Annotated in this window: 14 protein-coding genes; 11 read left to right on the forward strand and 3 right to left on the reverse strand. The window is 59.0% G+C overall.

Features of this window, described 5'->3' with window-relative positions; genetic code table 11:
* The first annotated feature begins 7 nt into the window (after window positions 1-7).
* From WCY31_RS05105 to WCY31_RS05155, 11 genes are all read left to right on the forward strand, one after another.
* The gene (locus WCY31_RS05105) at window positions 8-3,427 is read left to right on the forward strand and encodes a molybdopterin-dependent oxidoreductase (RefSeq protein WP_345971232.1); all 3,420 of its coding nucleotides are present in this window, start codon (window positions 8-10) and stop codon (window positions 3,425-3,427) included.
* A 78-nt stretch (window positions 3,428-3,505) separates the two neighbouring features.
* A complete protein-coding gene (locus tag WCY31_RS05110; RefSeq protein ID WP_231020992.1) occupies window positions 3,506-4,123 on the forward strand; it encodes a TorD/DmsD family molecular chaperone in 618 nt (205 codons plus the stop codon).
* Complete coding sequence (locus WCY31_RS05115; protein ID WP_345973455.1) at window positions 4,123-5,226, forward strand: 4Fe-4S binding protein; 1,104 nt, start codon at window positions 4,123-4,125, stop codon at window positions 5,224-5,226. The genes WCY31_RS05110 and WCY31_RS05115 overlap by 1 nt, the downstream gene beginning before the upstream one ends.
* Window positions 5,227-5,365: 139 nt before the next feature.
* Window positions 5,366-6,127 carry a hypothetical protein gene (locus tag WCY31_RS05120; protein WP_345973456.1) on the forward strand — a complete coding sequence of 254 codons (762 nt, stop codon included), beginning with the start codon at window positions 5,366-5,368 and terminating at the stop codon, window positions 6,125-6,127.
* A complete protein-coding gene (locus tag WCY31_RS05125; protein ID WP_345971238.1) occupies window positions 6,124-6,633 on the forward strand; it encodes a hypothetical protein in 510 nt (169 codons plus the stop codon). The genes WCY31_RS05120 and WCY31_RS05125 overlap by 4 nt, the downstream gene beginning before the upstream one ends.
* 88 nt (window positions 6,634-6,721) lie before the next feature.
* A complete protein-coding gene (locus WCY31_RS05130; protein WP_345971240.1) occupies window positions 6,722-7,033 on the forward strand; it encodes a hypothetical protein in 312 nt (103 codons plus the stop codon).
* A 79-nt stretch (window positions 7,034-7,112) separates the two neighbouring features.
* Complete coding sequence (locus tag WCY31_RS05135) at window positions 7,113-8,009, forward strand: VWA domain-containing protein (protein ID WP_345973458.1); 897 nt, start codon at window positions 7,113-7,115, stop codon at window positions 8,007-8,009.
* Complete coding sequence (locus WCY31_RS05140; protein WP_345973460.1) at window positions 8,006-8,911, forward strand: VWA domain-containing protein; 906 nt, start codon at window positions 8,006-8,008, stop codon at window positions 8,909-8,911. Before WCY31_RS05135 ends, WCY31_RS05140 begins: the two co-directional genes overlap by 4 nt.
* Complete coding sequence (locus WCY31_RS05145; protein ID WP_345973461.1) at window positions 8,904-9,671, forward strand: tetratricopeptide repeat protein; 768 nt, start codon at window positions 8,904-8,906, stop codon at window positions 9,669-9,671. Before WCY31_RS05140 ends, WCY31_RS05145 begins: the two co-directional genes overlap by 8 nt.
* Complete coding sequence (locus tag WCY31_RS05150) at window positions 9,652-10,770, forward strand: hypothetical protein (protein WP_345973463.1); 1,119 nt, start codon at window positions 9,652-9,654, stop codon at window positions 10,768-10,770. The genes WCY31_RS05145 and WCY31_RS05150 overlap by 20 nt, the downstream gene beginning before the upstream one ends.
* A gap of 64 nt (window positions 10,771-10,834) precedes the next feature.
* On the forward strand, window positions 10,835-11,077 hold the full coding sequence (locus WCY31_RS05155; protein ID WP_231021001.1) for a hypothetical protein: 243 nt from the start codon (window positions 10,835-10,837) through the stop codon (window positions 11,075-11,077).
* 1 nt (window position 11,078) lies between these two features.
* Here the strand turns inward: WCY31_RS05155 and WCY31_RS05160 are convergent, their stop codons facing one another.
* Genes WCY31_RS05160 through WCY31_RS05170 form a run of 3 tightly spaced genes read right to left on the reverse strand, consistent with a single transcriptional unit; the run spans window position 11,079 to window position 14,824 of the window.
* Window positions 11,079-11,822, reverse strand: coding sequence for a CHAD domain-containing protein (locus WCY31_RS05160; RefSeq protein ID WP_345973464.1), 744 nt, complete (start codon window positions 11,820-11,822; stop codon window positions 11,079-11,081).
* Between the two features lie 33 nt (window positions 11,823-11,855).
* Window positions 11,856-12,866 carry an endonuclease/exonuclease/phosphatase family protein gene (locus tag WCY31_RS05165; protein ID WP_345973465.1) on the reverse strand — a complete coding sequence of 337 codons (1,011 nt, stop codon included), beginning with the start codon at window positions 12,864-12,866 and terminating at the stop codon, window positions 11,856-11,858.
* On the reverse strand, window positions 12,863-14,824 hold the full coding sequence (locus tag WCY31_RS05170) for a M3 family metallopeptidase (RefSeq protein ID WP_345973466.1): 1,962 nt from the start codon (window positions 14,822-14,824) through the stop codon (window positions 12,863-12,865). The genes WCY31_RS05165 and WCY31_RS05170 overlap by 4 nt, the downstream gene beginning before the upstream one ends.
* Window positions 14,825-14,846: the final 22 nt, after the last annotated feature.

The following is a 14,846-nucleotide window of genomic DNA, read 5'->3' on the forward strand; positions in this document are numbered from 1 at the left end:
TTGAAGAATGTATAAAGAAAGCAGAAGAACATTTCTTAAAGGCGCGGCATTTACGGTTGCCGGCGCCGCCGTCGCGAAGGGCGTCTTTACAACAGACGCTATCGCCGACTCGGTAGAAGAAAGCAAATTCACCAACACACCGGACTCCCTCTCCTTCTACCCGCCGCTCGAGCAGTGGGACGATTTCAAAGAACTCGACGGGGACGACTGGAAACGCGGCGGTATCGACCGCAAAGGCGTCCAGAGCGCTGAGAACCCCGAAGGTATCTATGTCAATGATTTCGCCATCGTCCCGACGGCGTGTTCCAACTGTGAGGCCTCCTGTGGTCTGACGGCATGGATCGACAAAAAGAGCTTTACGGTCAAGAAATACATGGGTAACCCGCTGCACCCGGGCTCCCGCGGCCGTAACTGTGCGAAGGGTTACGCGACACAGTCACAGATGTACGATCCGGACCGTCTGGCATTCCCGATCAAACGTGCACCGGGCTCCAAGCGCGGTGAAGGTAAATGGGTCCGTACGACCTGGGACGAAGCCATGAGCACCATCGGTAAGAAGATGAACGACACGCTCAAAACAGGCGACGAGCTCTCCCGCAAATCCCTGATGTTCCACGTCGGCCGTCCGAACGAAAACGGCTTCACGGGCCAGGTCTGGACGACGTTCAAGCAGGACGCGTTCAACTCCCACACCAACATCTGTTCCTCCGGCGGACGTACGCCGACGATCCAGTGGGCGAACGACGACCGTACAAGTCCGGACTGGGCGAACGCGAAGCTCGTCTTCCTGAACTCTTCGCATGCAGCGGATGCCGGTCACTACTTCCAGCAGTCTGCGGGCTTTATCGCCGATGCGCGTAAAAAAGGCGCACGCCTGGTCGTTATGGACCCGCGTCTCTCCAACTCCGCCGGTATGGCGGACCTCTGGATCGCGGCATGGCCTGGTACAGAGCCGGTCATCTACCTCTACCTCGCCAACCGTATCCTCCAGGAGGGTCAGGTTGACAAGCGCTTCGTGAAGAAGTGGTTCAACTGGGAAGTCATGATGAAGAACCGCAACTACCTGCAGTTCATGGTCGACAAGGGCTACATCTCCAAGATGCCGGCGGACAAAAGCTTCGACAGCTTCATCGAGATGCTCAAAGAGCTCTACGCGCCGTATACACTTGAATACGCGGTTAAAGAGACCCGTGTTCCGGCATACAAGCTCGAGAAACTCTACGAGATGTTCATCTGGGCCGGCGACGCGATCGCCTCTTACTTCTGGCGTGCGACGGCTGCGGGTAACCGCGGCGGCTGGATGTCCGGCCGTACGGGTTACCTCGCCATCGCGCTGCGCGGTGCGATTGGTACCGTCGGCGGTACGTTCTTCCACCACTGGCACGTTATCTCCGTCGCCGGCAAGGGCGGTTCCGCAACCGTCGGCCAGGGCCGCAGCGGTTCGAACGTCCCGAAAGTCGATGTCTGGAACGAACTGACGTGGCCGCCGGAGTGGCCGCTCTCTACCTATGAGATGTCCTACCTCCTGCCGCACCTCCTCACCGACGTCGAGTGGCAGGAAAAATGGAAGAAACGCGGCCTGAACGTCCCGCAGAAACTTGCTGTCTGGATCCCGCGTATGTACAACCCGGTCTGGATTAACCCGGACGGTTTCCGCTGGCTGGAAGTCCTCAAGGACGAAAGCAAGATGGAACTGACGTTCAACCTGTCACCGACATGGTCCGAGACGAACTGGCATGTCGACTACGTCCTGCCGGTCGGTCTGGCGGGCGAACGCCACGACCAGCACTCCGAAGCGACGATGCCGGCGCGCTGGACGTCGTTCCGCCAGCCGGTCATGCGCGTTGCGCTTGAAAAAGCGGGCTGGAAACCGAAGAACCCGAACCGTGCGACGCTCGAAGCGCACATCAAAGCGGGCCTCGGCGAAGTTTGGGAAGAGAACGAATTCTGGTTCGAGATGGGCTTCAAGCACGTCGACCCGGACGGCAGCCTCGGCATCAAGAAGATGTGGGAATCCAAGCGCAACCCGGGCCAGGCGGTTACGATCTCCGAGTGGTACGATGCTGCCTTCGGCGACAACCTGCCGAACCTCTACAGCACGGCGACTTCCGACCCGCGCTACAAGAACAGCGAGTTCCCGGTCTACGAATTCATGCGTGACCACGGTGCTTGGCTCGAAGAGAGCAACATCTACAGCGCGCAAGAGCGTGAGATCAAAGAGGACGGCGACGATCTGATCGCGCACGGCCACCGTTACAACAAGCACCACGTCGAGAAAGACGAAGAGACAGGCGTCCTGTACGCAGAAGCTCACGGCGACGCGTGGAAGTACAAAGACGGCAAAAAACCGATCGGTATCGAGATCGACGGTAAGCGCATGGACGGTTTCGAAACCCTGGATAAAAAGCTCGACTTCTTCTCCGAGTGGATGGCGGACGAGTGGAAATGGCCGGAGTACGCAATTCCGTTCTATCCGCGTAACGACGAAGAGAAGAAGGCGATGCCACATATCGTATCCCATGTCAACCACATGTACATGAATGCGGACAACGAGTTTGCGCTCAACACCGTCTTCCGTCTGCCGTACAACATCCATACGCGTTCTGCGAACTCCAAACACCTGATGGAGATCTCACAGAACCACGACCCGATCTGGATCAGTACAGAAGATGCGAAACGCCTCGGCTTCAAGCGCGGCGACGCGATCCGCGTCCGCATCACCGACACCGTTTCCAACCTGGAAAGCGGTTACTTCGTCGCGATGGCGATCCCGACAGAGGGTCAGCGCCCCGGTACGCTTTCGTGTTCACACCACGGCGGCCGCTGGAAGCTGAAAAACGCCATTACGATCCCGAACGGTGTCTCCGACGGTAAAGTCGAGGACATGCCTGCGGGTACGGGCGACCTGAACGATCCGGCATTCCTGCAGTCCTCTCCGGACGCTGCAGGTACTGCAGCCGGCGCGATCAAGATCGCCGATTACGACGGTACGACCGGCATGAACAGCTTCGGTGTTCCGACGGCAGAGATGCAGATGGACGGTAAGACGGGTAAACTCAAGTATGTCGAGGGTATCCATCCGTTCCACGCCAAGCGTTTCGCGGCGTATAACAAAGACAGCGATAACATCTGGTGGGACGGTCTTTCCGGCTCCTGGCAGAATGCCGTCGCTCCGACGCACCCGGACCCGATTTCCGGTATGCACTGCTGGCACCAGAAAGTTATCCTGGAAGCGGCGCAGCCGGGTGACAAGATCGGTGATATCGTTGTTAACTACGAGAACAACTTTAAAACCTATCAGGCATGGCGTGACGAGCTTACGCGCGGTCTGGACGCCGACTCGACGTTCCGCCGCCCGCCGCAGATCAAGCGTCCGTGGGTACCGCTCAACGAAAAAGCGTACCGCGTCGATATCAAAGACGTTTGAGTTTAATCCCTCCCACCAAGCAGGCTTTCAGCCTGTGCGGTTACAATCTCACCACATCAAAATACAATTAGGTCATAAATGGAACAGACACAAGCACGCAGCAATATCTATGCACTTCTTTCAAGAGTGTTGATGCAGGAAGCCGACACGGAACTTATCGACATTATCAACAACGATGACGCCATCTTGGAGATGATGCCGAACTACAAGGTCTGGGACGCGCGCACGACTCTTCAAAGCAGTGAACTGATCGAGAAGCACCTCAGTCCGGACTTTACGAATATCTCTTTGCTGCACCTGATCCCCTACGAGACCTTCTATACCCGCGAGGACCAGATGATCGAGACCGGCGGCGCCAACCCGGTGACCGATATGTATTCCGCATACGACTTTATGGTCGACTTCGCCGAAGCGCGTGTCGTCTCCGCTGATCATATCGGGGTCGAGATGGAGTTTATGCACCACCTCTGCGAAGCGCAGATCAAGGCGATGAACGACAATGACAGCGAAGCGGTCGAGGAACTGATGAATGTCGAGCGGGAGTTCCTGGACAAACACCTTGTCCGTTGGGCACCGCTTTACCTGCTCAATATGAAGCACGAGTCCCGCTCTCCGCTCTATTATGACGCGGCGGACATGGCGCTGGAGTTCATTCTCAGCGACTACCAGTATCTCAGTGAGACAGCGGGAGCCTGATGGCCGGAATTACCTTAAACCCGGGACGCTGCGTACGGCAGCTCAGTACGCTGAGCACCTGCGACAGCTGTATGACGGCATGCCCGACCGAGGCGCTTGTCGCAACGGAGAACGTCCCCGCCGTCAACCAGGCGGCCTGTGTGGGCTGCGGCGGATGTGCCGGGGCGTGTCCGACAGAGGCGATCAGTGTCGACGATTTCAGTGCAACGGAGTTCTTCTTTGCCTTTGCCGGCGATGCGGACAACCTCGTCTCCTGCCGGAAAAACGTCCCCTGTATCGCGGCGCTCAGCGTCGACCACCTCTTTTCGCTTGCCTCCCTGAAGGGGGGGATCCGTCTCGATACGGGCCACTGCGAAGGGTGCGAGATCGCCTCAACCTGCCGCCCGCAGTTCGAGGCGCGCGCCGAAGAGGCTTCCTACCTGCTCGATGCGATGATGAGCAGTGCCGGGATCGTTTTCGAAGATGCGGCCTTTGAAGAGGAAGCGGACGCGGAGGAGAGTGACCGCCGCGGCTTTCTGCGCGCGTTCAACCTGAAGACGCTGGCGGAGGGGAAGGCGAAGTTCGAACGCGAGGTGGAGACGGCGACGGATGAACTGATCCGCCACCAGCTCGATTCGACGGCGATCGCCCAGCTGCGAAGCAAGACGCTGCCGGATAAACGCAAACTGCTCTTTACCGCGATGAAACGGGCCGACCGTCCGTCGGAATACCACGTCGTCGACGCTTCCGAACTGACGCTGGCCTCCCAGAAGCTGATGGACGGCGACAAATGTACGGCGTGCCAGATGTGCTACCGCGTCTGCCCGACGGGGGCGCTCACCAGCGACATCAAGGGGGCGAAGATCGATTTCGACGCGATGATGTGCGTGCGCTGCCATCTCTGCCATGATGTCTGCGAGCCGGACGCGCTGACACTGTCGTCCTCTTTCAACATGAAAGAGCTCTTTGAGCCGACGCAGCAGCGCCTCGTGACTTTCACTGTCCGTAACTGCGACGAGTGCGGCAACCCCTTTACCTCCCTTGCCGGGGAGCGGGTCTGCCACCGCTGCCGTATCGAGGAGGAGGAAGCACGCACCCTCTGGGGCATAGGAGAGGATCAGTGAATAGTGCAAAAAGCGCGGTTTGCTGCGCACGGACCTGCCGCCGAGGCAAACCCAGTGTTAACGTAGGTTCAGGGGCTTTCAAGGAAACATCGCAAGCGAGCGGTACCCTTGTTTTGCTCCGGAACCGAATGGAGCCGAAATGAACGAAGCCAATCAGATAACACAGGTAACGAAGCTGTATGGCTTCATTGCAGAAGAGGCGCAGCAGAACCGCTTTGCCGTCACCCTGAACAAGCGGTTCAAAGCCGCCGGAGACGATGCGATGATGATCCCGATGAACATCCGTCCCGACGACTTTTACTTTACGCTTTCGAATATGAAGCAGTCGCACGTTAACGGTGCGGTCATCGGAGCAGAGTATCAGGATCAGGCGCTCGAAATCGTCGATGAGGCTTCGGAACTGTGCGAACGTACCGGGCTGTGCGATACCGTTGTCGTCGCGAACGGGCAGATGCACGGGGAGCTGCTCATGCCGCTCGCGCTGAAGCAGATGGCGGAGAAAAGCGGTGTGAAACGTCTCGCCCTGATCGGCGCCACGCCGCTCGCGGGGGCGGTGGCGCTGAGTTTTGTAGCCGGTACGGTCGCGATGTTCGATCCGTGGATCGAAGATCTGATGGCACTGCAGCAGCGCCTCGGCACCGAGCTCGACATCAACCGTCTGGCGGAGGGGATGGACATCGACCTTTCCGGGTACGATATGGTGATCAACCTCTCCGAGTTGACGGAGCTTTCGATGATCAGTGCCCTGCCGCCGCTGAACCTCGACCTCAAACAGCCCCGTCAGCCCTCGGCGCTGCAGCTGCGCTGCATTGAACTCGACCGTGCCTACAGCGGCTACGAGAGTCTGCTGGACATCATGACCGGGACGGTCTATAATTATTTGACAAAGGAAAAGAGATGAATCATCATGATCTGGATGACCTGAAAGCGGAATTCGACAAGTTCGTCCGCGAAAAATGTACGACCGACGAGAAAGGCAACCCCGTCGAAAATGAATACGATGCCGGGGACGCCGTCGACGATGAGCCCGTTCCGGCATTCGTTGACGAGCTGGAGAACAAGCTGCTCGCACCGGTCCTCAGCGGTGTCTACCTCTCGCGTATCGACATCAAGCGCATCTCACAGGCCCTGGACGAATCGCTGCCGATTAAAGAGCGCAAGAAGATGATCAAGGCGCTTTTCCGCCATACGACCTCCAAAGAGTGGCTGCGCGGCGCATTCGACGAGATCAACAACCACATGGACGGACGTATTCTCATCTACCGTCAGCTCGGGGAAGCCTTCCCGGCAACAAAAGCGATCTTTGACGAACATATCGCCAAGGCTGAGAAGACGAAGCGGATGTTCGACCAGATCGTCGCGGATTTCGAAGAGATCGAACCGACTGACGAGCCGATGATGGTGTAGGGCGTGCGCGTTACGCCTGTATGAGATACTATAAGGTTATGGTATAGTATATGCCTATAAACGGTGCCTCGCACCGTAAGGAGTTATTATGAACAGAAGAGGTCTTCTTGCCCTTGCATGTATCGGAGCACTCTGTGTCTTCCCGGTCCAGGCGAAAAACGACAAACACGGTGATCTCCCTCCGGGGCTGCAGAAAAAAGCCCGCAGTGGCAAGCCCCTTCCTCCGGGCTGGCAGAAAAAGCTTCAAAGAGGCCAACGGATCGATCGTGCTGTCTTTGAACAGGAAGCCGTGATTATCGCTCCCCGTGACCGTGACGGTCTCCTGACCGTCCGTATCGATGGTAAAGTGGCCCGGGTCGCTGAAAAAACGCTGGAAATCGTCGATATTCTCCAGCGGTAATCATGCGCGGCCTACGCTTTGCCGTGCCGCTCCCGGCGTGTCGGACGGCGCCGATCCCTTTTTCCCGTCCGAGTAACCCATGAGCTTTGAATTTCCCTGGCTGTTTTTACTGCTGCCCCCGCTATGGTACTGCCTCTACCGCTGCCGCGAACGTTTGAGCCCGCGCTATTTCGTCCATCTTGAATTTTTTGCCGTACGGCGGGGTTGGTTCAAATGGCTCTGGCTGCTGCGTTATTTTGCGGTGCTGCTGCTGGTCACTGCAATAGCCTCTCCCGTGACCGTCGACAAAGACGATCCGCTCAACCGCCAGGGGGTCGATGTCGTGCTGGCCCTCGATGCCAGCGGCTCGATGGGCGCCTCGGGCTTTGATCCGCAGAGCCGTGAGAGCCGCTTCGACATCGCCAGAAAGATCGCGAAGCACTTTATCGTTGACCGGATCGGGGATAACGCGGGGGTCGTCATTTTCGGCGATTTCGCTTTTATCGCCTCGCCGGTGACGTACGAAAAAAACGTGGTCGCGGAGATGATGGATTACCTCGTCTACGGTATGGCGGGGCAGAATACGGCCATCGGGGAGGGGATCGCCATGGGCGTCAGGGCTTTTGAAGACTCGCAGGCGACCTCCAAGGTGCTTATCCTTCTGACCGACGGCGAGCACAACAGCGGGCGGGTATCGCCCAAGGAAGCGACGGCCCTGGCCGTCAAACACGGCATTCGTATCTATACCGTCGGGATGGGCCGGGAAGGGGAGTTCGACGAAGCGATGCTCCGCCGCATCGCCGATGAGAGCGGCGGCGCATTTTTCGCCGCCTATGATCCGGAAGCCCTGACCGCGGTCTATGAAGCGATCGACGGTCTGGAGCGCTCCAGAATCAAGTCGGAACGGATCCTGCGGAAAGAGTACTATTACACCTGGCCGCTGGCAATGGGCGTATTGCTGCTCTTCTACCTCTGGCGCAGGGAGGCGCTGGCATGACGTTGCTGACCCCGCTGTGGCTCTGGACGCTGCTCTTCTTGGCTCTTTATTTTGTCTACCTCCGTCAAAGGGGACGCGGTGTCGTCTGGAATCTGCGAAGCGTTTTGCTGATGACGGCGATCGGGCTTGGTATTGTCGCGCTGGCCCGTCCGGTATCGCTGCAGGAGCCGGTCTCGATCGAGCAGCGCGGCAGCGACGTCATCTTCGCCGTCGATATTTCCCACTCCATGCAGGCGGCGGACATCGCCCCGAGCAGGCTGGCGGCGGCGAAAAGCCTGCTCTCTTCGGTGGTGGAAGCCGACGATGCGAACCGTTTCGGCGTGCTGGCCTTTACGACGAACCCGGTGATCCTGTCGCCGCTGACCCGCGACGACGAACTGCTGCTGCATCTTTTCGCAGGGCTGGATACCTCGATGGTGATGACACGCGGGACCGAGATAGGCGGAGCGTTGAAACTGGCGCGGAAGCTTTCGCGCTCCGAGCATCCCATCGTCGTCCTCCTGACGGACGGTGGTGATAGTCTGGGGTACTCCCAGGAGGCGGCACAGGCCCGTGCAGCGGGACTGATTGTCAATGTCGTCATGCTGGCGACGCCGTCGGGGGGAACACTGAAGGCGGAGGACGGCAAACTGTTGCGAGATGAAGAGGGAGGCATTGTCGTGACGGCGCGCAACAGCGCGATCGGCGCCATCGCCGACGCGACCGGAGGCGTCGTCATCGACGGGGCCGATGCCGGGGCGTTGGCGGCGGCCATCAAAGCCCAGGGGATGCAGGATGTTCGGGAGAAACGGAAGATCATCCTCTACCGGGAGTATTTCTATTATCCGCTTGCCCTGGCACTGCTGCTGGCCATGCTGGGAATGACGGATCTACTTTCACGGTTAGGAGGGCGTCGTGCGTAGCCGGCTCAGCCATATCGTCTCCACACCCGCCGTCATGGCATCGCTGCTGGCGCAGGGATGGCGCGGCATGTTGCGATACAGAGGGCATCGTGCACTTCTCCCGGTGCTGCTCGGACTCTTCGCGGCCGTGCTGTCGCTGCTCCTGCTGCTGCTGTGGGAAGCGATACTGCCGTATCGGGCAGAGCAGGCATACCGTGAAGCCGACTACAACCGCAGCGCCGCGCTTTTTGTGCGGATAGAGGGGGCGGCGGCACAGTATGATACGGGCAATGCCTGGTACCGTTCGGGCGAGTACGAACGGGCATTGCAGTATTACAGTGCGCTGGAGAAGGTTGAAGGCGCCTTCGGCGCGTCGGTCTGGTTCAACCGTGGCAATACCCTTGTCCGTCTCAAGGAGTTCGCGAAGGCCCGGGAGGCCTTTGCCCGCTCCCTGGCGCTGCGGTATGACGAGGAGGCCCTTGCGAATATGATGCACATTCTGGCGGCGGAGGAGCAGGACCATATGCTCACCGGGCGGCAGGAAGGCAAAAAGCGCGCCCAGGACCAGGCGGCCGAACGCAGCGAAGGCGGTCCCAAGAAAGAGGGCGGGGGGAGCAACCAGCAAAGCAGTGCCGAACGACGCTCCGGGGCCGGCAGCCAGGGCAAAAAAGTGGAGCGTGAGGAGCAGCTTGAGTTCTCGAACAAAGGCAACAGCCGTCTGAGCTCGAAACAGTATGAACTGATCAATCAAAGGAATGTACATGAAACGAAGCCCTGGTAGCGGAGTGTTGTGGGCGTTGCTGCTGTTGCCGCTGCTCTCCTGGGCGGCGGAGACAGCCTATACCTGGAGCGCCGCGTCGACGAAAAAGAGCGTCGCGCAGCATGAAGCCTTCGCCGTTGAATATACCTGCCGTTTCGATACGGAGGCCTATGCCTATATTATCGCCTTTGATCCGGCGCAGGAGACCGAGGCGTACCGTATCGAACCGCAGAGTACCGATGAGCAGATCGTCGACGGGCGGCGGGTCAACCGCTACCGCTTCACCGTCTTCCCAAAAAAAGCCGGGCGGCTCACCCTGTCATTTAGCGCAATCATGGAGCATACGACGAAGGCTTCCATTGAAAATGCCGTCATCGGCCGGGACAACGTTGAAAAGCTCGATTATACGTCGAGAACCGTTTCGCTGCCTTCGCTTAGCGTGGAGGTCAAGCCGCAGGAGACGGCCTATGCCGGGCATCTGGAGTTGACGCTTGCGGTCGACAGCGAAAAGGTAGACGCCTTTACGCCCGTCCAGGTGGCCGTCAGACTGGAGGGGTACGGCAATCTCGACGTCATGGCGCCCTTTGCCCTTGAGATACCGAATGCCAGCCAGTTCACCGACGGGGAGCAAAAGCAGCTTCGTCTGGGCGATAACGGCTATGAAGGAAGTATCAGCCAGCAGTTTGCCATTGTGGCCGAGCACAACTTTACGGTACCCGCCCTGCAGCTCTCCTATTATGATACGGAGCGGAAGCGGACGGTAACGCTGTCGACACAGGCGCATGCGGTGACGGTGAAGCCTGCCGCCGCAGCCGGGGAGCACAAAGCGACGTCATCGCCGACCGCCGAAGTGCCGGCGCAGTGGAGCGCGTCGTGGCTGCACCTGCTGTTGGCGCTGATCGCCGGGATCGTCATCGGGCGTTTTCTGTTGCCTGTTCGTGTCGAATCGGAGGCGCTGTCGCTGCCGGAAAAGCTGCAGCGCTGCAGGGACCCGAAACGCTTCGTCGCCTACCTGGCCATGGCGGATGCCGAGAAGTACCGCACGATGATCGATGCGATCGAGGCGAAAATGAAGGCGGGGGAGAAGGTCGACCTCTCCTCCTACAAACGGCAGCTTTAGCAGCGCCTCTGGCGATGAGGATAGAATAAGGGTTGCACCTGGCATGGAAAAACAGAGAGCGCATTTGACAAAAATACTCCGTTTCAAAACTGCAGCGGGCATCTTCCATGTTGCCCGCGACGGCGGCGGGCGTTACCATATCCTTTTCAACGACGAGAGCATGGGCGACTACGGCGATATGATCGATGCGATCGAGGGGTTTGTTCACGAGAGCGGGTTTTACATCATCCACCCAGAGATGGCCTATCCCCTTGACACCTTCGATCTCGGCATTCCTGACGATATCAGCGGCTGGGAGCCCTGCTGATTCAGAGTTCGAAAGCCTTTTTGAGTTTTCGGAGAGCTTTTTTTCGTGCTTCGTATAGCGCAGCGCACTCCTGGGAGGGGTGTTTGTCGCAGAAACGGTGCAGCCATGCCAGCTGGTTGGCCGCATCCTGGATGGCGCCGAAATGTTCCAGGTGTTTCTTGGCGTTTTTGATCTTGCGTTTGGCATCGACGAGGCCGGCTTCGTCCAGGAACTCCAGGACGTAGCGCGCCTGTTTGTAACGCAGACGGATCTCATGGATCTCTTCCTCTTTTGAATCCTCTCCGAGAGCCCGCCGCGCTGTTTTTGCCTTTTCGTAAATGGCCTCGCCCCGGCGAATCAGCCTCCCTTTTCGCTGGTCCAGTTTCAGGGCTTGGACATCGGCGATCAGCAGATCGATCGTTTGGGCGAAACGCCGCGGCGTTTCGGGGGGCCACCGCTTTTTATACTGTTTTTCCCGGTAGCGGGTCAGGGCCGCATGCAGGTTCGGATAGGATTCAGAAGAGAGCGCGTCCAGAAAGACATCGGTCTCGCGCAGGGGATTGGTGACTTTGAGCATCGATTTGGCAATAGCGTCCGGGGCGTAAAGATGATGGGTGTAAGCCGAAAGGACGGAGCGGAACCGTCGAAGGGCGACCCGAAAGCGGTGCAGGGCCTCGATATCGGCAGCAGGACCGACAAGGGGGAGCTGCTCGCTGGCGGTTTGGAGCTGCCGGATCAGGTACGATTTTAAAAGCGCGCTTTCCATGGTGGATTATTATAGTGCAATTTTGTTACAGACTCACTTCAAAATGAAATCGGCGTAGATCGGAAGGTGGTCGGAGTACCCCTTTCCGATGTGGTGTTTGGGGTAGGTGCGGCTGCGCTGCCAGCGGTTGGGCGCCCCTTTGTTCGTCACAAGGTACTCCGGCTTGAAGCACGCGAAACTTCCCCTGACATACTCATTACCTTTATGGTCGGCGAGGGCGGGGGAGATGATGATATGGTCCAGGGCCTCATTCTGGCCGTAGAAGCTGTGGCTCCAGCGCTGCAGTGCCGGCAATTCGTACCAGAGGTCGTAGGCGCAGGAGGGGCAGCGGGCCAACTCCTCCAGGGTGATCCCTTTCTCGTCGCGCATGGTCATCAGCACGTCGTTGATGCCGGTGATCCCGTCGGTGTCGTTATGCTTGCGCTTGCGGGCGAACAGGTGCTTTTCGTCGTAGTCGGCGTTGAAGTCCCCCAGCAGGACGTATGAAACGCTTCCCAGCGCATCGAGCCGCGCTTTCAGGGCTTTGGCCGAGAGTATGCGCAGGCTTTCGGGGCCCGATTTGCTTTTCCAATGGTTGACGAAGACGTAGAGCGGTTCGCCGCCGGTCTCAAGGCGCACCTCGAGGATGTTGCGGATCCGGTTGCCGTTGGCGACGGCGATTTCACGTTTGACCTTGACGGGAAGGCGCGAGAGCAGCGCCGTTTTGACGACGCTCGGTTTGGCGTCGGCAATGGCGCGGTGGGGCAGGTACCACCCGGCGCGTTTGACCGCCACCTGCAGATCGCGCAGGGCCCGGTCCGATTCGATCTCCTGGAGGCCGATGACGTCGGGTTTTATCTCGGCGATGACGCGGGCGATATGGTTGAGTTTTTTGCGGTAGTTCTTTTCGTTCCACTGCCAGGGTGTGTCGGGGATATACTCGGCGTACTCGTTGCCGCTGCGTTCGAGGTCAAAGAGGTTCTCGACGTTATAGGTTGCGATGCGCATGGGCTCTCCTGCAAACAGCAGCAGCGGCAGCAGCAGTGCCGCGAGGAATTTGATCACGCCTCAATGCCGCTCAGGCGCAGGAGGCTCTGCGTTTCGGGTTCGCGTTCCATCAGCTTGTAGAAAAGCACCCGCATGCTCTCGGAACCGCCGCGTCCCAGAACGATGTCAAGGTAGCTGCGCCCCAGGGCGGTATCGAAGACCCCCTGGTCAACGATGGCGAAGAAGGCGTCGGCGCTGAGGACCTCCGCCCATTTGTAGCTGTAGTATCCCGCCGCGTATCCGCCGGCGAAGATGTGGGAGAAGCCGTTTTGGAACTTGTTGTACGACGGGGGCGTGAGCAGGGCGGTACGTTCGCGCACGGCGTCGAGGACCGCCTGGACGTCCGGAGTCTCCTCCATGTGGAGGGTGAAGTCGAAAATGGCGAACTCCAGCTGGCGGAGCATGCTCATCGCCGACTGGAAGTTCTTGGCACGGACCAGTTTGTCGATCATCAGGTCGCTGATGACGTCGCCGCTCTCATGGTGTTTGGCAAAGAGCTTCAGTACCTGCGGCTCGTAGGCAAAGTTTTCCAGGAACTGCGAGGGGAACTCCACGGCGTCCCACTCGACCCCGTTGACCCCGCTGACCCCGTTCTCGTTGACGGTGCTGAGGAGATGGTGGATGGCGTGTCCCGTCTCGTGGAAGAGGGTGACGACGTCGTCGTGGCGCAGCAGGGAGGGAGTCGAAGCACTTGAGGGCGGGAAGTTGCAGACAATAAAGGCGGAGGCGAGCTGCTCATTGCCCTCTTCGTCGAGGCAGTGGCTCTGCCAGTTATGCATCCATGCCCCGCCGCGTTTGCTCGGGCGCGCCTCGAGATCGAGGTAGAGGCGGGCACGCAGCTGGCCGTCGACGTAAAGGTCGTGGGCCGTCGCCGTCTCATGCCAGAGTGCAACCCCTTCGGCCGGGCGGATGCTGACGCCGAAGAGGCGGTGGAGGAATTCGAAAAGCCCTTCGACGACGGAGTTCTGTTCGAAGTAGGGGCGGTACTCCTCCTCGTCGATGTCGTAGCGGCTCTTCTTGAGCTGTTCGCCGAAGAAGGCACTGTCATAGCTCTGCAACTCCGCCGCACCGGCGAATTCGCGCAGTTCGGCGAGTTCGCGCTGCCCCTGGGCCATGGAGGCGTCGGCCAGTTCGTTCAGGAAGGCCAGGACGGTGTCGGGGTCCTTCGCCATCTTCGTTGCCAGGGAGCGCTCGGCGTAGGTCTCGAAGCCGATCAGGCGGGAGGCCTCTTTGCGCAGGGCAAGGGTCTCCTCGATGATTTCGGCATTCTCGGGGGCGCGGGTCGTATAGCCCTTGTAAAGCGCTTCGCGGATCTCGCGGTTGGGACCGTAGGTCATGTAGGCGATGTAGGAGGGCATCTGCAGGGTGAACTTCCATGCCGTCTTGCCCTCTTCGGTTTCAAACGCGGCGCTCTCAATGTCGCTCTTGGGCATCCCCTCGACGTCGGCGGGGTCGGTGATGACGTATTCGAAGGCGTTGGTGGCGTCGAGCAGGTTCTGGGTAAAGGTGTTGGAGAGTTCGCTTCGGCGCAGGCTGATCTCAGCCAGGCGTTTTTTGCTAGCCTCGTCCAGGTGGGCGCCGCTCAGCTCGAATCCCTGGATGTTGAGGTCGATGACGCGCTGCTGTTCGGGGGAGAGCAGGTCGTATGCGTTGGCCTTGATCGCTTTGAAAGCCGTATAGATCTCGAGGTTCTGCCCGATCTCGGTGCCGTACTCCGTCAGCAGCGGCAGGGCGGCGGTGTAGACCTCCTGGGTCTTGTCGCTGTTGTTGACGGAGTGCAGGTGCGACATCGGCGTGAAGAAGTGCTCAAGCCGCTCGTCGAGCATCTCGAAGGGTTTGACGAAATTGGCATAGCTCTTTTCCTCGATGGCGAGAAGGGCTGCGATCTGGCTGCGTCCTTCGTCCAGGGTGCGTTGCAGATCGTCGATGAAAGTCTCCAGGTTGACCTCAAAGGGTAAAAAAGGTGCTTTGCTCATTGATATCCTTCCTATCTTTGTT

Source organism: Sulfurimonas sp. HSL3-1, assembly GCF_039645995.1.
Taxonomy (GTDB): domain Bacteria; phylum Campylobacterota; class Campylobacteria; order Campylobacterales; family Sulfurimonadaceae; genus Thiomicrolovo; species Thiomicrolovo diazotrophicus.